Source organism: Planococcus halocryophilus, assembly GCF_001687585.2.
In the GTDB taxonomy this organism is placed as follows: domain Bacteria; phylum Bacillota; class Bacilli; order Bacillales_A; family Planococcaceae; genus Planococcus; species Planococcus halocryophilus.
The window spans coordinates 1,717,215-1,738,385 of the sequence record NZ_CP016537.2; the positions used below are offsets into that span (position 1 = coordinate 1,717,215).

At 40.0% G+C, this 21,171-nt stretch carries 20 protein-coding genes and 1 pseudogene; 8 read left to right on the forward strand and 13 right to left on the reverse strand.

From position 1 onward, the window contains the following. Positions 1 to 195: 195 nt before the first annotated feature. Positions 196 to 1,263 carry a Delta(10) desaturase DesB gene (gene desB, locus BBI08_RS08650; RefSeq protein WP_008496414.1) on the reverse strand — a complete coding sequence of 356 codons (1,068 nt, stop codon included), beginning with the start codon at positions 1,261 to 1,263 and terminating at the stop codon, positions 196 to 198. 295 nt (positions 1,264 to 1,558) lie between these two features. Here desB and BBI08_RS17300 point away from each other — a divergent pair. After that, a pseudogene (locus tag BBI08_RS17300) lies at positions 1,559 to 1,696 on the forward strand (AAA family ATPase); the annotation flags it as partial. A gap of 527 nt (positions 1,697 to 2,223) precedes the next feature. On the opposite strand, the gene BBI08_RS08655 reads toward BBI08_RS17300, so the two are convergent. The 5 genes from BBI08_RS08655 to BBI08_RS08675 form a co-directional block, all read right to left on the reverse strand. Beyond that, positions 2,224 to 2,811: a histidine phosphatase family protein gene (locus BBI08_RS08655; protein ID WP_008496415.1), complete on the reverse strand. Its 588-nt coding sequence runs from the start codon at positions 2,809 to 2,811 to the stop codon at positions 2,224 to 2,226. A 265-nt stretch (positions 2,812 to 3,076) separates the two neighbouring features. Continuing rightward, positions 3,077 to 3,451: a nuclear transport factor 2 family protein gene (locus BBI08_RS08660; protein ID WP_008496416.1), complete on the reverse strand. Its 375-nt coding sequence runs from the start codon at positions 3,449 to 3,451 to the stop codon at positions 3,077 to 3,079. A gap of 175 nt (positions 3,452 to 3,626) precedes the next feature. Beyond that, positions 3,627 to 5,531 carry a PTS fructose transporter subunit IIABC gene (locus tag BBI08_RS08665; RefSeq protein ID WP_065527982.1) on the reverse strand — a complete coding sequence of 635 codons (1,905 nt, stop codon included), beginning with the start codon at positions 5,529 to 5,531 and terminating at the stop codon, positions 3,627 to 3,629. Next, positions 5,528 to 6,460 carry a 1-phosphofructokinase gene (gene pfkB, locus BBI08_RS08670; RefSeq protein WP_065527983.1) on the reverse strand — a complete coding sequence of 311 codons (933 nt, stop codon included), beginning with the start codon at positions 6,458 to 6,460 and terminating at the stop codon, positions 5,528 to 5,530. The genes BBI08_RS08665 and pfkB overlap by 4 nt, the downstream gene beginning before the upstream one ends. After that, positions 6,457 to 7,209: a DeoR/GlpR family DNA-binding transcription regulator gene (locus BBI08_RS08675; RefSeq protein WP_008496419.1), complete on the reverse strand. Its 753-nt coding sequence runs from the start codon at positions 7,207 to 7,209 to the stop codon at positions 6,457 to 6,459. Before BBI08_RS08675 ends, pfkB begins: the two co-directional genes overlap by 4 nt. Positions 7,210 to 7,399: 190 nt before the next feature. Between BBI08_RS08675 and BBI08_RS08680 the strand changes: the two genes are divergently transcribed. Together BBI08_RS08680 and ptsP are read left to right on the forward strand one after the other, a co-directional pair. Then, positions 7,400 to 7,669, forward strand: coding sequence for a phosphocarrier protein HPr (locus BBI08_RS08680; protein WP_008496420.1), 270 nt, complete (start codon positions 7,400 to 7,402; stop codon positions 7,667 to 7,669). Beyond that, a complete protein-coding gene (gene ptsP, locus BBI08_RS08685) occupies positions 7,666 to 9,384 on the forward strand; it encodes a phosphoenolpyruvate--protein phosphotransferase (RefSeq protein WP_065527984.1) in 1,719 nt (572 codons plus the stop codon). Before BBI08_RS08680 ends, ptsP begins: the two co-directional genes overlap by 4 nt. Positions 9,385 to 9,743: 359 nt before the next feature. Here the strand turns inward: ptsP and BBI08_RS08690 are convergent, their stop codons facing one another. Further along, positions 9,744 to 10,463, reverse strand: coding sequence for a 3-ketoacyl-ACP reductase (locus BBI08_RS08690; RefSeq protein WP_008496421.1), 720 nt, complete (start codon positions 10,461 to 10,463; stop codon positions 9,744 to 9,746). 326 nt (positions 10,464 to 10,789) lie between these two features. Beyond that, positions 10,790 to 11,728 carry an MBL fold metallo-hydrolase gene (locus BBI08_RS08695; RefSeq protein ID WP_008496422.1) on the reverse strand — a complete coding sequence of 313 codons (939 nt, stop codon included), beginning with the start codon at positions 11,726 to 11,728 and terminating at the stop codon, positions 10,790 to 10,792. A gap of 299 nt (positions 11,729 to 12,027) precedes the next feature. On the opposite strand from BBI08_RS08695, the gene BBI08_RS08700 reads away from it, so the two are divergent. Beyond that, positions 12,028 to 12,879, forward strand: coding sequence for an NAD(P)H-hydrate dehydratase (locus BBI08_RS08700; protein WP_008496423.1), 852 nt, complete (start codon positions 12,028 to 12,030; stop codon positions 12,877 to 12,879). Between the two features lie 69 nt (positions 12,880 to 12,948). On the opposite strand, the gene BBI08_RS08705 is transcribed toward BBI08_RS08700, so the two are convergent. The 4 genes from BBI08_RS08705 to BBI08_RS17310 form a co-directional block, all read right to left on the reverse strand. After that, the gene (locus BBI08_RS08705) at positions 12,949 to 13,413 is read right to left on the reverse strand and encodes a low molecular weight protein-tyrosine-phosphatase (RefSeq protein ID WP_008496424.1); all 465 of its coding nucleotides are present in this window, start codon (positions 13,411 to 13,413) and stop codon (positions 12,949 to 12,951) included. Between the two features lie 143 nt (positions 13,414 to 13,556). Beyond that, positions 13,557 to 13,745: a hypothetical protein gene (locus BBI08_RS16900; RefSeq protein ID WP_040850379.1), complete on the reverse strand. Its 189-nt coding sequence runs from the start codon at positions 13,743 to 13,745 to the stop codon at positions 13,557 to 13,559. Between the two features lie 250 nt (positions 13,746 to 13,995). Next, complete coding sequence (locus BBI08_RS17305) at positions 13,996 to 14,532, reverse strand: alpha/beta hydrolase (RefSeq protein WP_082226429.1); 537 nt, start codon at positions 14,530 to 14,532, stop codon at positions 13,996 to 13,998. Then, positions 14,529 to 15,140 carry a dienelactone hydrolase family protein gene (locus BBI08_RS17310; RefSeq protein ID WP_008496428.1) on the reverse strand — a complete coding sequence of 204 codons (612 nt, stop codon included), beginning with the start codon at positions 15,138 to 15,140 and terminating at the stop codon, positions 14,529 to 14,531. The genes BBI08_RS17305 and BBI08_RS17310 overlap by 4 nt, the downstream gene beginning before the upstream one ends. Positions 15,141 to 15,413: 273 nt before the next feature. Between BBI08_RS17310 and BBI08_RS08715 the strand changes: the two genes are divergently transcribed. From BBI08_RS08715 to BBI08_RS08730, 4 genes are all read left to right on the forward strand, one after another. Then, complete coding sequence (locus tag BBI08_RS08715) at positions 15,414 to 16,412, forward strand: potassium channel family protein (RefSeq protein ID WP_008496429.1); 999 nt, start codon at positions 15,414 to 15,416, stop codon at positions 16,410 to 16,412. Between the two features lie 129 nt (positions 16,413 to 16,541). After that, positions 16,542 to 17,477 carry an acetamidase/formamidase family protein gene (locus BBI08_RS08720; protein ID WP_008496431.1) on the forward strand — a complete coding sequence of 312 codons (936 nt, stop codon included), beginning with the start codon at positions 16,542 to 16,544 and terminating at the stop codon, positions 17,475 to 17,477. A 58-nt stretch (positions 17,478 to 17,535) separates the two neighbouring features. Continuing rightward, complete coding sequence (locus BBI08_RS08725; RefSeq protein ID WP_008496432.1) at positions 17,536 to 19,206, forward strand: DUF2207 domain-containing protein; 1,671 nt, start codon at positions 17,536 to 17,538, stop codon at positions 19,204 to 19,206. Between the two features lie 108 nt (positions 19,207 to 19,314). Next, positions 19,315 to 20,049, forward strand: a complete 735-nt coding sequence (locus tag BBI08_RS08730; protein WP_008496433.1) for a YqcI/YcgG family protein — start codon at positions 19,315 to 19,317, stop codon at positions 20,047 to 20,049. 80 nt (positions 20,050 to 20,129) lie between these two features. Here the strand turns inward: BBI08_RS08730 and BBI08_RS08735 are convergent, their stop codons facing one another. Next, on the reverse strand, positions 20,130 to 21,134 hold the full coding sequence (locus tag BBI08_RS08735; RefSeq protein ID WP_008496434.1) for a LacI family DNA-binding transcriptional regulator: 1,005 nt from the start codon (positions 21,132 to 21,134) through the stop codon (positions 20,130 to 20,132). Positions 21,135 to 21,171 lie beyond the last annotated feature (37 nt).

The following is a 21,171-nucleotide window of genomic DNA, read 5'->3' on the forward strand; positions in this document are numbered from 1 at the left end:
ATGCTACACTTAGAGGGCTCGTTTTTATTGGAATACATATGTATCAATTTCTTTATTTGTGCTTCGGTTAACAAGGCTTAAACTAGTTGCATCTGTAAGGTTTTCTGTTTCATCAGTGGACTGTGCTGCCATTCGTGAAAAGGGCGTATCTTTTATCAAGATACGCCCTTTAGAACTTTAAGCTTGTATTATTCTCTAGTTTGTATCGCTGTTATTCAACGGCCGTGGCTCAATTGCTTCGGGATTTAGACCATTCCCAAGTGATCCATATAACAACTGTGCTTGAGGATCAATTAAATCTTTCCCATTGTAATAAACTCTTGGAGTCTTCCATAACGCTTTTAAAGCACTCGACATTGGCATCTCATGATAGCGACTTGGCCAGCTATCCTTTATAAGTTCTTTTACTAAAGGATAATACTTCGAGCTCATACTTGGAAATATATGATGCTCTGTATGATAAGAAAAATTAAAATGCAAAATGTCAATCCACCGAGGAACCGTCACCGATAAGGTATTTGCGAGTGGATCATTCACAGGAACGAGTGGATTCAACCGATGATTAGTCGAAATATATCCCATTACAATTGCATTCGCAATTAAATGAGGGATTAAAAATATAAATAACCAGTTTATTATTCCTATAAAGAAAATCAAACCTAACCAAGCTACCCACGGCAATAAAAACTGGATCCAAACTACCCCACGTTTTTCAGGCTTAAATTCCTTAATATAAGCGAAAAATATTTTAGTCGAGTGCAATGTGAAAGTAAAACACAAAGCGAAAAACTCTAGAAATGCACGGACTGAAAATGGTAATCGATAGATAATTTTCATTGCAGGCTTTTTGTCTAAATCTTCTTTTGACAACCACGTATCAGGATCTTTCTCTTCATTTTGAGTATGAACATGATGGGTCATATTATGCCACTTACGCCATAGTAGTGGTCCGGTAAGAAGAGGGAAAAAGAAAACTGCTCCGAGTAAATTACGCAATTTAGCTTTTTTCACTACCGTTCCATGTAAGATTTCATGTCCTAAGAATCCCATTGCGGCAAAACTTGTTCCAATTACAAATGAAATGGCTATGTTCGCAAGAAAGGGTAGGTCATATATTCCAATAACAAACATTCCTGTGATTGAAATAATTAAATAAGCAAGACCACCAAGTAAACGTCCTGGAACCGGTTTAAATGCTTTTTTGGGCAGATGCGGCGATACTTTAGACGCATACCAGCCAAAAGAGTGAAATTCTTTATTCATATTTTTCCTCCAATTAATATACAACTACTTTTTCTTTTCTAACAATTAGGAGCGATTAAAATTCGCTAGAAAGAGAGCTAGCTGGCGGATTGATTAAATTACGCCAGATACTACTGACGGTTTGGCTGAGCCAAAAACAGGGCTTTTGCGCACAAATCAGCCAAACTAAAGATATTCGTTATAATTTAAAGGTTCGCGCTCTGCTTCACTATAAAGGTTAAGCGTATAAATTCATAATGATTTCATTCCCTTTTCTTTATTAAGTTCTCGGTATTTTGTAGATTTGACAAGTTGAATTACAAATGAGAATTTCTGGCTCACTCAACGGCTGTTTACTCAAATTGAAAGAAGTCTTGAAATTACTCAACTTACTACCATTACAACAGAAGTTGTCGAAGCTGGCCGTGACAGTCTAGTTATCGGTATTAAATAACCAGAAAAGTTATCTCCCTAGTACAGACGGAGATAGCTTTTCTACGCAAAATAAATAACGCTTAAATAAGGTTCGCAATAGCACTTGGAGTGATACACCTGGCGTCCTGTATGTATGTTGGAATTAAAACCAAATTCTCATTTTCTACAAACAAAGCTTCTTGTAGTTCATTGTATGCAATCTTAATTTCTACAATCGACCATATAGACCAAACGAACAAGAGTTAGCCTAACGCTAGAAATGAATAGCTTCGGATTCCCTTCATAGAGGCACCCTCTTTTCTTTAAGAATCATCTTATTAATAAAAGTTCGCTTATTTAGCTTTTTGCCATCGATTCATGCTTATGAATAATACTGCCATTGAAACTAACTCAAACAAAATAGAGCTAAAACCAAAATGAAAATAGCACCTCCACTCGCAAGGTTTTTCAAAAACCTTGCGAGTGGAGGTGCTATTGTGCTCTTTATTTGAGTGATTATTTTACTTTCGAAAATGGCTTATGAATTCTTTCTAGCTTCATTTCTATTTATGTCCCACTCATCACTTTTTCAAGATGACTAACTTGGTTATAATTTTCAATAACCCAATTGGTTTGATCAAACTGAATATGGCTAAAACAAGCATTCAACAGCCTCGTTTTGCCAGAACCGATTTCCCCTTTTGATAACGTGCCGAGTAAAGCATTAATGACCCCGCCATGGGAAACCAGCAACACGCGTTTGTTTTGATAGCACTCATTAATGATTTGCAGTCCCGAGGACAAACGTTCAGCAAACAAGTAGTTATCTTCTTGGTTTGGGTAATGACGATCTGGAAACGTTAATTCCCGCTCTTCGTACGTCATTCCTTCCGCATCGCCAAAATGCTTTTCTTCAAACTCTGGCATTTCGATAAGTGGCAATTGTAACTTTTCATTAATAAGTAGAGCGGTCCCTTTAGCACGTTTTAGAGGGCTCGTTATAATGACATCCCAGTTTGAGTCGGTTAAATAGTGCGCACATCGCGCAGCTTGTCTCATACCTTCTGTGTTTAAAGGGATATCGGTTTTCCCTTGAATTTTTCCTTGTACATTCCAGTCCGTTTCGCCGTGGCGGACTAAACATATCATCGTCATCTACTTCACCTCTGTATTCATGCGAATGATTCGACTAGTTTAGCATAAATAAGAAATAGACTCACTTGATAACCATTAAAAATATACCAAATTAACTTTTTTATCATTCCCTAATTTTCGTATTTGTTACTTATAGGTTGTGAACTTATATATGCTCTTATGTAAGAAGCTACATTGACTTCATTAAATACTATTCATATAATAAATACCTCAAAAGTTAGAGTTCAAATCTAACTTTTGAGGTGTACCACCAGTAGGGGCTTTTTTAGTGTTCTTCAATAGCTACGAGAAATGTCGTTAATTCTTTTACTTTGCATTCATTCTCGTCATTTAACTCATAAAAGTCGCAAAATGCATATACCTTGGGTTTGCCATCTGTTCCTTTTCGAATCATTTCACCTTTAAGTGCTGCTTTATTATCATTCATTACCGAAAAATCAATCGAGTATTCAAGATCTGAATACCCTTCCTCTAATCCAAATGCGGTATCGAGAAAAGCTTGCTTCCCTACAATCGATTCTGTCCCTACCATTTTCCATACAACATCTTCGGTTATATTTTTTTCGATAAACTCTCGGTCTCCTTGAAAAAAAGCATGATTAAACTGACGGAAAAAATCCGCATTTTTTGCGGTTTCCATTGTTAGTTGCTCCTTTCGTAAATTTTACATGCTACTAATTCACACGTTCACCTCTTCCTATGCTTATGATTTATATGCCCTAGGCCTGTTGTATCCACATTTTTCAATACCCAGTTTTTAGGAATCTAACACCCATAAATAAACCGCTCCAAGTTTTACCTTAGAGCGGTTTTGATTAAGCTACTATTCTTTTTTTCAACGTTCCTGCTATAAGTGCAGTAACAACGGCACCGATCAAAATTGCTAAAATATACAACAAAATGTTAGGCACACCACCATCAACTAAACCAATAACGAAAATTCCGCCGTGAGGTGCACGTAAGCCGATATCAAATAACATTACTAAAGCACCTGTAGCCGCTGCGCCTGCAACACATGCCGGAATAACACGTGCCGGATCTGCTGCAGCGAAAGGAATTGCCCCTTCAGTAATAAAGCAAGCACCCAGTACATAAGCTGTCTTACCGGCTTCACGTTCTGGTTTCGTAAATTTATTTTTAAACAAACTTGTCGAAATTGCTAAACCTAAAGGTGGAACCATACCCGCTGCCATAACGGCTGCCATGAAGTTGAAGTTTTGTGCATCTAACATGGCTAGACCAAATGTATAAGCTGCTTTGTTGATGGGACCACCCATATCTATGGCCATCATACCGCCTAGCAACAACCCGACTAACACTAAGTTAGTACCACCAAGACTTTCAAGGAATGAAGAAATCGATGTATACACTTTTGTCAGCTGCGGATTCACAAGCATCATGATGATGCCGGTAATGGCAATCGCAAAGACTGGAAAGAACAATACTGGTTTTAATCCTTCTAATGAAGCAGGCAATCCAGAAAACACTTTTTTAACGAGAACAGTCACATACCCGGCTAGGAATCCGGCAATCAAACCGCCAAGGAAACCAGATCCGCCACTTGCACCTTCAACGCCCGTAACAGTAATGGCGATTAAACCACCAATCATACCTGGTGCAAAACCGGGACGATCGGCTATACTCATGGCGATAAAGCCGGCAAGAACTGGAACCATTAAGAAGAAGGCATTGGCTCCGCCAATCGTAATTAGCATCGCCGCAAATTCATTGTATTCAGGACTGTCGGGATTTCCTGCATTAATACCCCAGAAAAACGAAATCGCAATGAGAATACCGCCACCTACTACAAACGGCAACATGTTGGATACACCATTCATTAAGTGCTTATAAAAGCCGCTTTTGGTTTCTCCAGCATCTGCTTCATCTTTTGATTGAACGTGCTTATAAATTGGAGCGTCTCCAGTCACTGCACGGTTCAGCAAATTGTCTGTTTCGTAAATGGCTTTGCCAACCGCCGTTTGAATAACCGGCTTGCCGTCAAAACGACTCATTTCGACTTTCGTATCAGCCGCCACAATAATGGCATCCGCTCCGGCGATGTCTTCAGCAGTCAAACGATTTTTCACCCCGCTTGATCCGTTCGTTTCCACTTTTATCGAAATGCCTAATTCTTTAGCTCGTTCATTTAATTTTTCTGCGGCCATATACGTATGTGCGATTCCTGTTGGACACGCTGTTACGGCTAAAATTTTCTTTTGTGTGCCTTGTGCCGTCTGGTCAGCAGCCGCTTGTGGTTGATCAACAGCGGCTTCTTTTGCAGAAACAATGTCCAAGATTTCTTGTTTTGATTGCGCTGCTAAAATATTGGTACGGAACTTTTCGTCCATTAAAAACGTAGCCAGACGTGATAATGCTTCAAGGTGATCATCATTTGCGCCTTCACTCGCTGCGATCATAAAGAATAAGTTACTAGGCTGACCATCGAGCGATTCAAAATCAAGGCCTTCTTGTGAACGGCCAAACGCAATCGCAGGAAACTGGACTGCAGCAGACTTAGCATGAGGAATGGCAATGCCATCACCTATTCCAGTCGTACTTTGACTTTCGCGTTCTAAAATGGCTTTCGTGAAAGCTTGTTTATCCGTTAATTTGCCGGCTTGGTCTAATTGATTGGCTAACTCTTCTAATACCTGTTGTTTTGTTGAGGCTGCCAAGTCTAAAATGATTGTTTGTTCCGTTAAAAGCTGTGTGATTTTCATCCTGTCACATCCTTTTCTTCAAATGGGTGAACTTCTATTTGGTCTAGCAATGTTTCCACATCTTCTTTGCGACATAAATCAGATCGAAATGCTGTGGCACTGCCACTCGCTATGCCAAAGCGGAAAGCTTGTGACGCATCTCTACTCGCTGCATACGAAGCGATAAATCCGGAAACTAGCGAATCTCCAGCTCCCACAGTGTTAACGACCGTTCCTTGTGGTGCTTTGGCGATAAGTGCGATGTCTTTAGTAACGAGCATGGCACCCTCGCCTCCCATAGAAACAACTACATGTTCAGTACCACTTTCAACCAGTTTACGAGCGTAATGATAGACATCTGTCAGATTAGTAATGTCTACGCCAAACAATTCGCCGAGCTCTTGTTGATTGGGTTTGACCAAAAAAACAGGCGCTGTCAATATGCTTTTTAGCATCGGACCGGAAGTATCAAGTACAAAATGAATGTTTTTGGCTTGGCATATTGTGGCGAGCTCTAGAAAATAGTTTTGCCCAATCGCATTTGGCAAACTGCCGGCCAAAACAAACCAGTCACCTTCATTCATATCACGAACTTTTTTCGTTAAAGCGCTTAACTGATCTACAGTTAACTCTGGACCAGGACCATTTAGCTCTGTTTCAGATTCTGATTTAATTTTGACATTAATCCGAGTGACTTCTGTCGTTTCAATAAAATCTGTTTCCACACCTTCATTTTTCAAATACTCTTCTATATAACGTCCGGTAAAGCCACCAGCAAACCCGAGTGCTGTATTTGCAACGCCGAAACGTTTTAATACGCGAGAGACATTAATGCCTTTACCTCCCGGGTAATAATACACCTCGTTTGTTCGATTTAACTTTCCACTGTTAAAATCAGATAGATACACGGTATAATCAATGGATGGTGCAATGGTGCACGTGTAAATCATGGTTTCACAACCTTTACAATTGTCTTTTTTTCAAGTACAGCATTGGCATCTTTGGATATTTCATCTACAATTAAGGTGGCACGTTCTAGATCCATAATTTTTGCAAAACTGATTTTATTGATTTTGGAATGATCAGCAAGTGCAAACGTCTTTCGCGATAAAGAACTTGCCATTTGTTTAACGGCAGCTTCCTCTGGGTCTGGAGTGGTATAACCATAATCCGGATGAAAACCATTAATGCCAAGAAAACAGCTATCAAAACGATAGTTTTGCAAAGCTTGAATCGTCTGAGAACCAACAAAAGCACCGGTACGAGGTTTCATTAATCCACCTGTTAAATAAGTGGTGATGCCTTGGTTATTCAGTGCCTCGACAAGCGTCAAGCCATTTGTCACAACGACAAGATCTTTGTCTTTCAAAAATGGAATCATTTGAAAGGTCGTGGTACCGGCGTCCAAAAAAACGCTATCGCCTTGTTGTACAAACGAAGCAGCGAATTTTGCAATTTTAATTTTTTCATCTAATAATTGCGTTGATTTGTCTGAAATACTCGGTTCTAGCAAATTTTTTCCGGTTAGCGTCGCCCCGCCGAAAACACGTTCCAATTTTCCGGAATGTTCAAGATCAACCAAATCTCTTCGAATCGTTGATTCGGATGTACCAGTGGATTCGACAAGCTCTTGAATTTTAACTGTCTGTTTCTTTTCTAATAGTTGCATAATAAAGAGATGCCGTTCGTTGGTCAGCAAGCTATCACCTCCTTTTCAATAGTTTAAAAGTTCTGTTAAAAAGATATTACTTGAAATCGCTTCCAAAATCAATCATAATCGTTCATAAGCAATCAAAAAAAGTCATTTATTTTTTAAAAGCATTCGAAAACCGCCAAAAACGGTCGTTGATTTGTTTAAAATGACGCTACTTATAAGGAGGAATTTAATCATGGTCGAAAAACAATTCACAATTACAGATGAAGCAGGTATGCACGCACGTCCAGCATCAGCATTAGTAGGAGCAGTGTCAAAATTCACTTCCGACATCACGCTTGAACACAACGGCAAAAAAGTTAACTTGAAGTCAATTTTAGGCGTTATGTCTTTAGGGATTCCAAGCGGTTCAGTCGTAACAATTGCAGCAGATGGTGCAGATGAAAACGAAGCCATTGAACAAGCAGGAGCAGTTATGGAAAAAGAAGGGATTTCAAACCAATGACCCAAACAATGTCCGGAATAGCGGCCTCAAATGGAATTGCCATTGCGAAAGCTTTTCGCTTGGAAAATCCGGAATTGAATGTTGATAAGCGCACAATTTCGGATACTGACAGTGAATTGACACGATTAACTTCTGCATTAGAAACATCAATCGCAGAACTTGAAGTAATCCAGAAAAAAACAGCTGAACAAATTAGCGAAAAAGAAGCAGCCATCTTTGGTGCTCACCTTCTCGTATTAAGCGATCCTGAACTTGTAGGACCCATTACTGAAAAAATCAAAAACGAAAACGTTAATGCCGAATTTGCTTTGCAAGAAGCAACAGATATGTTTATCGCGATGTTTGAAGCGATGGACAACGAGTATATGAAAGAACGCGCTGCGGATATTCGTGACGTAAGAAAACGCGTGTTGGCTCACCTATTAGGTGTAACGATTCAAAGCCCAAGCATGATTTCAGATGAAGTCATCATTATTGCAGAAGATTTAACACCTTCTGACACGGTGCAATTAAATGCACAGTTCGTAAAAGGCTTTATCACGGACATTGGCGGGCGTACTTCCCACTCTGCGATTTTAGCGCGTACGTTGGAAATCCCAGCAGTTGTAGGGGCTAAAAAAGCAATGGCAGATATCCAAAATGGCATGATTGTCATTGTTGATGGATTGGATGGTACGATTTTAATCGATCCAGAAGATAGCGTCATCGAGGAATACAAAAACAAACAAGCGGCCTATGATGAGCAAAAAGCTGAATGGGCTGTTTTGAAAAACGAAGCAACCGTTACCGCTGACGGGCAAGCTGTAGAACTTGGTGCCAATATCGGAACACCTAAAGATATTACAGGTGTTGTTGATAACGGCGGCGAAGCGATTGGCTTATACCGCACAGAGTTTCTTTATATGGGACGCGATTCGTTCCCGACAGAAGATGAACAAGTGGAAGCATATGCTGCTGTCTTAAAAGGCATGCAAGGCAAACCAACTGTTGTTCGTACACTGGATATTGGTGGCGACAAAGAATTGTCTTACCTTGATTTGCCAAAAGAACTAAACCCGTTCTTAGGATTACGTGCAATCCGTCTTTGCCTAGAAATGCCGGATATGTTTAGAACGCAATTGCGTGCACTTTTACGTGCAAGCGTACACGGCAACTTAAAAATCATGTTCCCTATGATTGCAACACTTGATGAATTCCGCGAAGCTAAAGCGCTATTATTAGAAGAAAAAGCGAAGCTTCAAGCTGAAGGCGTCGAAGTAAGTGAAACAATCGAAGTTGGCATCATGGTTGAGATTCCTTCAACTGCTGTGATGGCCGATACTTTCGCGAAAGAAGTAGATTTCTTCTCGATTGGTACAAATGACTTGATCCAATACACAATGGCCGCAGATCGCATGAACGAAAGCGTGTCGTATTTGTATCAGCCATTTAATCCAGCCATCTTGCGCTTAGTGAAAATGGTTATCGATGCTTCTCATCGTGAAGGCAAATGGACAGGCATGTGTGGCGAAATGGCTGGAGATGAAATTGCGATTCCAATTCTTCTAGGTCTTGGCCTAGATGAATTCTCGATGAGCGCTTCATCTATCTTAAAAGCTCGTGCACAAATCAGTAAACTTTCAAAAGCTGAAATGGCACAACACACAGACCGTATTCTGGCGCTAAGCAATTCTCAGGAAGTTGAAGACTACGTTAAACAACTACCAACTAATTAAAAAAACGAGCTTGGGATCATCTCCCTGGCTCGTTTTTTTATGGCGATTCTATCGTTATTCCAAATAATATAAAAGATATTAAGATAATAGGGCCGAAAAAAGTTACTGTTTTCTTTCGATTTGGTTCAGGCATCCACCTTAATACGAATGTCGGCTTAACTAGCTCTATAAAAAATATCGCAATTAATACAATTAATACCTTTAAATACCCCCCCTCTTTCTCCCCCTTATGTGACTACTGCTTTACCATGAGTACGAATGAAAAACCTGAAACTCCCCCCATACACTTGGTGAAATTATGGGAAATTCCGGATTAAGCAGCATGCTAAACTAAAAAAAATTAGCAATAGAGCTCTTTCTTAAAAAGGATTTGTCGCCCATTGACTTGAAGTTGGAATGAAAATACGTGGATGCAGTTTTAATTGCGCCACCATATATTCAGCCAAATCTTCGGGATGCATGAATTTTTCTTTTTCTTCTTCGGTCTCCCCTTCTTTATACGTTAAATCTGTTACTACTCGACTTGGTGTTAAAGCAAATACACGGATATTATGTTTTCGAACTTCTTGAGATAGCGATTCAGTCATTCCAAGAACCCCAAATTTCGAAGCGCTATACGCACTCGATCCAACCGTCCCTCGTAATCCTGAACTTGAAGAAATATTAATGATGTCTCCGCCATTTTTTTCAATCAGTTGTGGTAACACTGTTCGGGTAACATAGTACATGCCCATCAAATTGACATCAATCATCCGTTTCCATTCTTCTGGTTGCAACTCCAAAAACGGTGCATATTTACCGATTCCTGCGTTATTGATTAATATATCGGCTGTACCAATTTCGTTAGTCAGTTTCTCAATAGCTGCTTCTACTTGGGTCAAATCAGATACATCTGCTACTGCATAAGCTACACGACCCCGCAATGACTTAATCTCTGCGGCAAGCTTTACTAAGTCTGACTCAGTTCTCGCAATCAACCCAACATTGACTCCTTCGTTTGCCAAAGCTAGTGCTGTTGCACGTCCAATTCCTTTACCCGCTCCAGTAATAAATGCTGTTTTCTCCGTTAATAATTGCATCTTATATGTCCACCTCTCGCATAATTCTCCCAGTTTATTTTTGCTTTAGTTTATGCTAAACAAATTCAATGGGATGCTGTCTATTTTTTATTTACCCTAAATAGACTAGTGTGTAAACAGAACTTCCGTATTTGTCTGAATGCTTTACTTCTTCATATTATGAATAATACTTTTTGATACAGTAAAAATATTATTCGTAATTCATCACTTGGATTGAATAGCATTGAATGAAAAATAACTCTTATTACCTTTCAGAATAGTTATGCACTTGGTTATTCCGAATAAATAGCCAACTAAAAACCTGTGCCTTTGCACAGGCTTTTTAATTATTTTGACAAGGCATGTAGAATTCCCATAGCGCTTACTTGCATATCTACTTGAATATAAGCATATACTTCATGGTCATCCAATACCTTTTGTGATTTTAAATACTGTCGCACTCGTTCAAATAATCGTTTTGCTAATTGATCTGCATTTTGCTTACTAGCAAATGCAGCGTTTCCTTCTTCAACAAAAATCTTTAGCCACTCTGTTACTTGTCGTAATGCTTTTTCAGGTTGATTAGTTTTGCCGAAATGCCCATAGTAAATAGCATCCAAATTGGCTTTAGTCATGCGTTCAATCGCTTGGTGCATTTTTTCTGGATTGAATTGATTAGGTGATGTCGACGGTAAATACAAGTCAATGCCTTCTCTTACCAACTGATCGTAACGGATGCCTACTGTATCTCCGGCAAATAGTCCATTACTGACAGGATCGTAAATACTGAAATGGTGGTTAGCATGCCCTGGCGTATCCCAGAATTCAAGTTGACAAGTCGTACCAATTTCCAATTGGTCACCTTCTGTCATTATGAGCAAGCGATCTTCTGGAATCGCTAGTATAGGTTCAAATAATTGATCGAATTGTTCTCCGTAAACCATTTTTGCACCCGCAATTAAACGGCTCGGGTCGCTTAAATGTCTAGCGCCTTTTGGATGAACGATGACTTTTGCATTCGGACAATCTTGCAGTAATAGTCCTGCTCCTCCTGAATGATCTAAATGAACATGCGTAACAATTATGTATTTGACATCCTCAAGGGAAAATCCTAAATCATTTAACCCTTTTTTGACATGCTTGATAGAAGAACTCGGACCGGTATCAACTAATGTTAATTCCCTTTCGCTAATGACATAAGTTCCGGTACGTTCGGGCAATCCTAGATCAAATCCATCGATTAAATGAATCCGATTAGATAAACGAATTGGTTGTTTTTCTGCCACGCTATTCATCTCCTTTATTTTGTGAATGGATCAATGGGTTAGTAATAATTAGAGCGTTTACCCATTGATAGAATATTCTACCATTCATCTAAAGGTTTGAGGTATTTTTAGTACCGTTGATTTCTGTAGAATATGCATAGTCAGCTAAATAGCGGGACATTAGCAAGGTGTTGTTCCAAGTAAACGTTAATTAGCGTAGGTATGCACGGTCACATGGTAAGAGGTGCCGATTTTGCAATTCTCAATAATATTGCGTACTGTTAAAATAGGAGAACGTTGCGAAAAGGAGGACTGACAGAATGCCCCAAGTGAATGAGGAAAAGCGCATATGGACAGAAAAGCATGTCAAGGCTACACTTCCAAAAAGAGATGCAACGAGCCATAAAGGAAGCTACGGCATAGCTTTATTAATTGCTGGTACTAAAGAAATGCCTGGCGCTGCCTTACTTGCAGGTCTAGGCGCGATGCGTAGCGGTGTCGGCAAGCTAGTCATTGCAACCGAAACTGAAGCGGTTGCGATGATTGTCCCTAGACTACCTGAAGCTACATTTTTACCGGACGGTTTAAAGAAAATCGCCCAACGACAAAGTTCCGTCGATACTTTCCGTGCAGGGGCGATTGGTCCTGGTACAGAACCGGACGACTTAACAGAAAAGGCCATTCAGGTCCTTCTAGAAAGCCATCTGCCAGTGGTTTTAGATGCCGGTGCATTAAGTGAACGGTCTTATCCTTATAGATTGTCCCCCATTATTTTGACACCTCACCTCGCTGAATTTTCTCGTATTACAGGTGTAGAAGTGGACGATTTGCAAAAAAACCGAACTTATTACGCAGCGCACTGGTCCAAAAAATTAGGAGCAACGATTGTTTTAAAAGGTTCTAACACTGTTATATCTTTTCCGGACGGCGAAACGTGGATGAACTCAACCGGCAATAGCGCACTTGCTAAAGGTGGTACCGGTGACACGCTGACAGGTATGATCCTCGGGATGTTGTGTTGTCATTCAAATTGGCGCCATGCCGTACTAAATGCCGTATACCTTCACGGAGCTTGTGCAGATGAATGGATTAATACTCGCTCTGCGCATACGATGCTCGCACACGAAGTAAGCGACTTGTTGCCGGTCGTATGGGGGAGATTTGACAAGTAAACAAATAAACTGCCGCTTAGTTGGTTACTACAACTAAGCGGCAGTTTTAAAAACCTTATTTCTATTACATTAAACAACTTGCTCTTCTTTAATTTTCTGAAGTAAAGCAGTGCACCCTTCCGTGACTAGCTCATAAGTTTCGCTAAAGTCACCTGTGAAATAGGGGTCGGGAACGTCCTTAGCATGATGGGTTAAATCTAAAAAGCGAAAAATCTTTGGATGAACTGGCTGACTTAACATCGAACGGATATCTGCTATATTGTTTTCGTCCATTCCGACAATATAGTCAAATCGCTCAAAATCTTCTTGCTGGAGTTGCCGCCCTTTTAAGCCTTCTGCTGAAATATCATGCTTATCCAAAATTCCCAATGTTCCCGGATGCGGATCGTCGCCGATATGCCAGTTTCCAGTTCCAGCCGATTCCACTTTTATTTTTGTAGATAAGTTGTCTTTGTTCACTAATTCTTTAAAAACAGCTTCTGCCATGGGAGACCGGCAAATATTCCCCAAGCAGACAAATAATACGCGAATCATTAGGATTCCCCCTTATCATTTCCTGTCATTATAACATCAGAATTATAGACTTAGATACTAAGAGTATGACTCTCTCTTAACTCTTCCAAACAAAATAAAACAGCTTGTCCCATTTAATGAGACAAGCTGTTTTATACCGGCAGTTAGATTTTAAAATGTCTTTTGCCGGTTGGTTTATTGCGTACTAGTTTACCTTTGTAAATGACCCACAGCACATATAGGATGCCGACGATACTTAACGGAAATAAGATGACTTGGTACGAAGTCAAACTTTGCTGCATCATTGTTTCTGTATAACGGATACAGTTTAACGTAAGAATCAATACCGGCAACCATAACCAATTATTAGAAATTGACCCTTCCTCCCTTTTTCAGAGTGACCGACTTTATCTTTGAAAGCTTCTAATCAACTCGACTTCTTATTTTAGCAAAAAAATAGGATTAATATATAGTTTTTTATTTTATTTTATTTTCAAATTAAAATTTTTTGTACATTTTCGTAGAAAAAAGAAAACTGCATTAGCCTTCTGCGAGTTATTTGATGGAATCGATGTTTTGTGAAACGTCATTTCATTTTACCCTCTACTTTTTAAGTAAAAATTCGACCATCCCATCAATTAGCCCATCCGCTAACGGCAAATCGGGGTTACTGTAAGTTGCCATGTTTTCTTCTGGAACAGCAGTGGCAGTTTTTAATACATGATTCATGTTTTCGATAATGAGCAATTCCGCTTTTTCATGCGCTGCTTTAAGTAATTCTGCATCTTCTAGCGGCACTTGAAGATCGGTTGTTCCTCCAATGACTAAAATAGGCATATCTAACTTCGCCAACTCTTTTTGTGGATCATAAGCCAACCAAGAAATTAAATACGGTTGAACAGACGGACGAAAAATACTAGCTAATTCTGGACTCACTTGCGCTACTAAATTTCCTTCTTTTAATTGGACTAAAATATCTCGCGATTCCACTAAAAGATTTCCAGGTAATTGTACAGTTAATTGTTCTAGTAGAACTTCATCAAGTGGTCTTCCCGCTCCTGCTAGGGAAACAAAAGATGTGGCTGGTTGCTCGTTTGCCGCAACCATGCCAATCAAAGAACCTTCACTATGGCCAATCACACCAACTGAAGAAAAGACTTTTTGCGACTTTGCGTAACCGATCCACGCAGCTGCATAGCGAGAGCCGCATTGTCTCCCACTCCCCGCTTGTCGTATCGAATGGTAGCGATGCCTTTTGTTGCCAAGTTCTCAGCAATCATTTGTAAGCTATTATTGTCTCCTTCAAGTAAAGGTGAGTTGCCATTTTTATCAGTCGGGCCAGAACCAGACAAGATGAGCATCACTGGAAACGGACCTTCTCCTTCAGGCTTTACAATGAGTGCCGACATCGTTCCGCCTTGCACAGAGATTTCAGCTTTCGTACCAGTCACTTCTTCTCGGACTCCAGGTCTTTTCAGTTCAAACGGATAAACTTGACCTTGCTGAGTAAACGTTCCGTCAATCATTTCTTCTTGTAGACTTCCGTCAAAGATGAGTTTCTGATTTTGAATATTCATCTCAAAATAAAGAAAAGGATCATCAAAACGGACATTTGTCAGGGGATAATTTGTAATGCCTTGTACGGGTATAGAAATTGTAGCTGTTTGTTCCATGAATGTTACCTTTACCGGCAAGGTCTGACCTGGCACGTTTATTGCACCTTGCCAATCTCCCTCTATTTTAACCATCTGGCTTTCCTCCTGCTCATTGTCTATTACTTTCTCTTTTGTGCAGCCTTGTATTAACATGATAAGCGTCACTACTAGGGTAGCGGAAGCAAAGATACTTTTCATCTCAATCTCGACCTTTCTTTAAGTAAGTACTTTACATCGCTATTCAACTAAGTATGAATAGCTTATTATTCGTCATTTTTTTTACATTCACACAAAAAAAGCTTTATGATTAAGAAAGACTGCAGACGATTACTATTCAACTAACTTTTTAATGAAAGGACTGATTTTTTGGAGACCCTTTACTTAATTGCTGGCGTATTAGTACTTATTTTATGCATTATCGATTTTACATGGACTACTTTATGGATTGATGGCGGCGCAGGACCCGTAACCAAACACTTATCATCTTCAATTTGGCGTTTTATGAGACTCGTCACAAGAAAACAGTCAAAGCAATTGAGCTTGGCGGGTCCACTCGTACTAAGCGCCACTTTACTTATGTGGATTGGCTTATTGTGGATTGGTTGGGCGTTAACATTTGCGGGCTTAGAACAATCCATATCTCCTTCTAATGGCACAGATCCAATTTCATGGTATGACCGCTTTTACTTTGCGGGGTATTTAATTTTCACACTAGGAAATGGCGATTTCAGCCCAATGGAAGGAACCGCACAAATCATATCAGTCATTGCAACAGCTACCGGCATGTTGTTTATTACGTTTGGTGTCACGTATTTAATCTCGATTTTAAGCGCCGTGACGATGAAACGTTCATTAGCTGTCAGCATTCACGGTCTTGGCGAGTCTGCTGAAGAAATTGCAAGAAGTGCTTGGAATGGTGAAGATTTTCATGATCTCAATCTGTTATTAGCAAGTTTCTCGGAAAATCTAGGTTCTCTCGCTGCTCAACATGCCGCCTATCCTGTATTGCATTATTATCACGCGATAAGCAATACTACCGCTTTGCCAACAGCTATTACGGTGTTAGATGAAAGCTTAAGCATTATAAATTTTGCTGTGCCAGAAAAACATCACCCGAACCAATTGCTTTTAAAAGAAACGCGCTCTAGTGTAGATCAGTATTTAACAACGCTCAATCCAGCGTTTTTCAAACCAGCTGAACAAGTTCCTTCGCTTCCGGACTTTCATTCTCTCCGTGGAGCAGGTATTCCATTAATACCGGAAAAAGAATACACTTCAGCATATAAAAAAATAGAAACCCGCCGAAAAAAATTACTCGGAGGTCTTGAAGCAGACGGTCGGCCTTGGCCAACTGATCTAAACTAATTAAAGCGGTCGCAAACTTTGTTTGCGGCCATTTTTCATTTTAGGCCTAAATTTTGTTATGTGAATGAATTAGTTGGTATAATTATAACAAAAAAACAGAAAATTCTTGCATCCGGAAGGGGAACTCTTTTGATTCATTCTATATTGCTCAACTCAACTCATTTCCATTCATCGTTTAATCGTAATTATCAACCGATTTTAACAATCAAGTCAGGAGATACCATTCAATTAAAAACAATTGACATTGAGTGGGGATATTCAGCAACACCTGACGAGGAACGGATAGTTTACACTTCGAGAGAAAATGAAGAAAAACTTATTCATCCAATCATTGGACCGATCGCGATAGATGGCGCCAAACCAGGTATGGTATTAGAAGTTCGGACAAATAAATTAGTACCGGGTTGGTACGGTCGAAACTGGGCAGGCGGATTACCTGCTTGGCAAAATGACAAACTCGGTATCACAAAAAGCGCTCGCCTCCAGCTCGATTGGTCATTAGATGCCTCTCGAATGACTGGGAGTTGCAAGCTCGGCAAACAAGAATTCCGGGTCGGTTTATCTCCTTTTCTGGGACTCATGGCAGTTGCCCCAGGCGAAGCAGGGACTTTCTCAACAAAACCACCAAGCTACTTTGGTGGAAACATTGACTGTAAAGAACTAGTAGCTGGGAGCAGTTTATTTTTGCCGATTTCTGTAGAAGGTGCCAACTTTTCATTAGGTGATGGTCATGCTTTACAAGGTGATGGTGAAAGTTCAGGTACAGCGATTGAATGCCCAATGGATTTAGTGGATGTTACGTTAATTTTGCATAAAGACATGCAATTATCCATGCCTCGAGCCAATACGCCTGCTGGGTGGATTACGTTTGGATTTGATGAAGACCTTAACGAAGCCGCCGCTGTCGCTTTAGCTGAAATGGTGTCGTTCATGGAAGAGTTTTATGGCATCACACGCATTGAAGCGACTGCCCTATCGAGTGTGGCGGTTGACCTTCATGTTACACAAGTTGTTAATGATGTTAAGGGCGTCCACGCCATCTTGCCTCACGGCGTACTACGCTAATGAATCTTTCTGGAAATCTTTGTGGGGCTTCCCGTAAATAGAGGAAGAGGTGTTGACGATGCACAAGAAAAAATCCACCATTGCACTTTGGGTATTGTTGATTTTTGCATTGTTTCCCATACAAGCTTTGGCTGTCGAGTATTCAATTTCTAACGTGACAATTGAAGCCCAAGTAAATGCCGATGGAACAGTAGATGTTACCGAAAATCATACGTATAGGTTTGAAGGTGAATTTAATGGCATCACACGAGAAATTATTCCAAAAGGCGGAACTTTAGTTCAACAATTTAGTGCTACCGAAGGCAATCGTAAATTAAAGGTTGAACACCAAGAAAATGTATACAAAGTCTTTCGTTCAGGTGAAGACGAAACCATCACCATCGAAATTCGCTATGAGATTCAAAATGCTATCGTAAAATTTGAAGATGGTGCTCAATTTTACTGGCCGTTTTTTGATGACCGCAATGACAGTGATTACGAACAATTAGCGGTTACCGTCCTCCCACCCGCTCCTGCAAAACATGTAGATTTCGTTGGCTATGATCAAGCCTATCAGACAGGTAACTTGCAAGCAGGCGGCTCAGTTCGCTTTGATATGGGCACAGTTTCTGCTGGGTCTAACGGCGATGTACGCATCATTTTTGATGAAGAATTGTTTCCGGGTATTGCTCAACAAGATGGAACTATCCGCTCAGAATTAACCGATGAAAAAGATCGTTTAGAAGCGGAGGCACTTGCTTTTTCGACAAAACAAAACACCAGTCGTTTCTGGGGAAATGGTTTTGTAGCAGCTGCTGGTGCATTTTTATTAGCACTTGTCGCTTGGGCATGGAATCAAGCTCGCCAAATGAAGCTCCAAGCAAAGCCTAATACTACTGACTTTTTTGTACCCAAGCAAAAGATGAGCATTCCAGCGACCTTGTATTTTACCAAATCTTCTATTTTAACGCCCGCTGTTACAGCTGCAGCCTTAATGGAATTGGTGCGCAAAAAGAACATTGAACAATTGTCAGAAGAAAAATTCAAATTAATTAGCCGACAAACCGACTATATACATGAAGAAAAATTATTGGAATTGCTTTTTGATAAAACTGGAGATGGCGAATTTTTCGAGACAACAGATCTTGAAAATTACACAAAAAATGAGTTAAACCACTCTTCTTATAATGATTCTATTGCCGCTTGGCGAAATGGCGTCGTTGAAGAAGTACGTGAACACAATTTGCATGACAAGCACCTTGCTCTTCGCGTAACTACTGGATTTATTGGAACGGGGTTGTTTGGAGCTGCAATCTATTTTGGGCTTTTAGATCTTCTCCCGTTGATGATTTTCTCTATTATAACTGGCATTTTCTTACTTGCTTTTTGTTTCTATTCCCCGATAACTTACGAGGGACATGTTATTCGAGAAGAGTGGAAACAACTACAAAGAGCCATGGAGAACTTGGATCAAACTGAATGGAATCGACTAACACAAGATGATAAAATGCGCGCATATAGTTACCTGTTAGGTGCAGAAGAAAATTCTGCGAACCAAAAAACGCAAAGCTTTACAAATGCCTATAGCGATGCGGCTTTTGCAAACTTCGGCTTGTTTTATAACCCTGTTCTACTGACTGGGTTATTCATAGCTGCTAATGCCAACACTACTGTTTCTGCTAGTACTACTGATTCTTTTGGTGGCGGTGGTGGCGTAGGAGGCGGCGGTGGTGGATCTGGTGCATTTTAAACGTTAAACTTGAGCGGCTGAGATTTTTCTTAGCCGTTTTTGTTTTGCCTTACAGATCTTAGGGAACTAGAATTCAAAAGATCTTTTTACAAATGGAGGAATTATCCGATGTTGACAAAAAACTCAACTTTACTAACGAAAGACGATTTTTCAGTACGTAACGACTTACCCCAATGGCTTTTAGCTGAATACAAAACCTTTCACGAAACCGTAACCGATAAAACCTTTCCTTGTTATTTCGGAATGAATGGCGAGTTAAAAGGTGAATTGCGCTATGCCTATATTACGCAAGAAAATTGGAGCAACTTACCTTCTGCGGTGGAGGCGTTTTTAACATTATTCGATGACCCAAAACATAAGCGTCATGGCTTGTTTGTTTTTGTCGAACCGTTCAAAGAAGAAGGGACGCTTGAGGCTTACCGTAAACAGTTCTGGGACATCCTTCAATACTTACATGACGAAGATGAAATGGAATGGCCTAAAGACGCACCTCGTGACCCAGATCATTATTTATGGGATTTCACATTCAAAGGTGAACCCATCTTTATCTTCGGCAACACACCTGCTTATAAGCAACGCAAAACGCGTGATCTTGGCAATGCCATGGTTCTCGGGTTTCAGCCTCGTCGTATCTTCGAAGGATTAAAAGGAACTGAAAAAGGCGGAGTGATGTCCCGCGAAAAAGTTCGTCAGCGGGTAGAAGCGTGGGATCACTTACCGACACATCCCGATATTAGCCACTTTGGGGATCCAAATCACAATGAATGGAAACAATTTTTCATCGGTGACGATAGTGAACCGATCAAAGGGAAATGTCCGTTTTCACATAAAGAAATGAAATAATATTATTACTTATCATACAAAAGAGCCTTACCGGTTTAAATGGTAAGGCTCTTTTGTAACGATTTGAGTAGCAGTGAATTTTATGATTGCAAAGCTCCCGTAGTAGCTCTCTCATACAGCACGACTTCTCTATTTACATGAAATGCTTCGTCTTGGTTACCGATAACCAAATCAAATAATCGCTTTACGGCTTCTTGGCCTAAGTTTGCCAAACTATCTGATGTCCCGACTGACGTCAGAGCAAGCGCTGAATGTTGACCCATTTCTGAATTTCCAATTCCGACAATGCTGATATCTTCTGGAACTTGATAGCCTGCTTCTTTATAAAAATCCATCATTTGTATAGCGATTTCGTCTGTAGCCGCCACTATTGCAGTTGGTTTTTTCTTCAAGGCTTGCAAGTTCTCAAATGCTTCAAACAAAGAAAACTTATCTAAGTCTGTCACCACTAATCGTTTTTTGCGAATTTTAAACTTGGCTTCTTGCAAGGACTGGACAAATCCAAGTAAGCGATCTTTCGTAGAGGGGCTGCTTAACGTACCCCCTACCCAAGCGATTTCAAAGTGTTTAACATCTATTAAGTGCTTGGCAGCCAAATAACCCGCTTCGACATCGTTCAAACCAATTGTATGTTGACTCGCTATACCACTTGTATTTAGTGCTACAAAAGGAATGGTTGAATCAATTAATTGATCATGTACTGTTTTATTAAGTAAAGTAGAAATAACAATGATGCCATTTGGTTTGCTTGAAAGCACAGTTTCATAAGTTTCAAGTTCACGAGATTCAGCAATGAAATGAATATTCACTTGATAGCCTTGCTCTTGCGCTGTACTGATAATTGTAGGAACTGCATTCATATAAATCGGATCATTCAAAGCACCTACAATTAAGCTAATGGTTTTCGTTTTAACCATTAGAGAATTGGTCTTTTCTGCTTCTACAGCTGAGTAATTTAATTCATTAACTGCATTCATGACTTTATCATACGTTTCTTTTTTCACTTGATCTGGTTTATTCAAAACACGTGAAACAGTTGTTTGTGAGACACCCGCATACTTTGCTACATCGGTAGTTGATACCATACCCATCACCCTGCTCTCTATTTAATAAAAAAATATT

What these genes read in the sequence shown, in the direction of transcription:
- BBI08_RS08730 (WP_008496433.1), top strand. Translation starts at nt 19,315, where the DNA reads ATGTTGACAAAAAACTCAACTTTACTAACGAAAGACGATTTTTCAGTA.
- desB (WP_008496414.1), bottom strand. Translation starts at nt 1,263, where the DNA reads ATGAATAAAGAATTTCACTCTTTTGGCTGGTATGCGTCTAAAGTATCG.
- BBI08_RS08690 (WP_008496421.1), bottom strand. Translation starts at nt 10,463, where the DNA reads ATGCAATTATTAACGGAGAAAACAGCATTTATTACTGGAGCGGGTAAA.
- BBI08_RS08665 (WP_065527982.1), bottom strand. Translation starts at nt 5,531, where the DNA reads ATGAAAATCACACAGCTTTTAACGGAACAAACAATCATTTTAGACTTG.
- BBI08_RS08660 (WP_008496416.1), bottom strand. Translation starts at nt 3,451, where the DNA reads ATGGAAACCGCAAAAAATGCGGATTTTTTCCGTCAGTTTAATCATGCT.
- BBI08_RS08735 (WP_008496434.1), bottom strand. Translation starts at nt 21,134, where the DNA reads ATGGTATCAACTACCGATGTAGCAAAGTATGCGGGTGTCTCACAAACA.
- BBI08_RS17310 (WP_008496428.1), bottom strand. Translation starts at nt 15,140, where the DNA reads ATGGTTAAAATAGAGGGAGATTGGCAAGGTGCAATAAACGTGCCAGGT.
- BBI08_RS08680 (WP_008496420.1), top strand. Translation starts at nt 7,400, where the DNA reads ATGGTCGAAAAACAATTCACAATTACAGATGAAGCAGGTATGCACGCA.
- pfkB (WP_065527983.1), bottom strand. Translation starts at nt 6,460, where the DNA reads ATGATTTACACGTGCACCATTGCACCATCCATTGATTATACCGTGTAT.
- BBI08_RS08655 (WP_008496415.1), bottom strand. Translation starts at nt 2,811, where the DNA reads ATGACGATGATATGTTTAGTCCGCCACGGCGAAACGGACTGGAATGTA.
- ptsP (WP_065527984.1), top strand. Translation starts at nt 7,666, where the DNA reads ATGACCCAAACAATGTCCGGAATAGCGGCCTCAAATGGAATTGCCATT.
- BBI08_RS08725 (WP_008496432.1), top strand. Translation starts at nt 17,536, where the DNA reads ATGCACAAGAAAAAATCCACCATTGCACTTTGGGTATTGTTGATTTTT.
- BBI08_RS08700 (WP_008496423.1), top strand. Translation starts at nt 12,028, where the DNA reads ATGCCCCAAGTGAATGAGGAAAAGCGCATATGGACAGAAAAGCATGTC.
- BBI08_RS08705 (WP_008496424.1), bottom strand. Translation starts at nt 13,413, where the DNA reads ATGATTCGCGTATTATTTGTCTGCTTGGGGAATATTTGCCGGTCTCCC.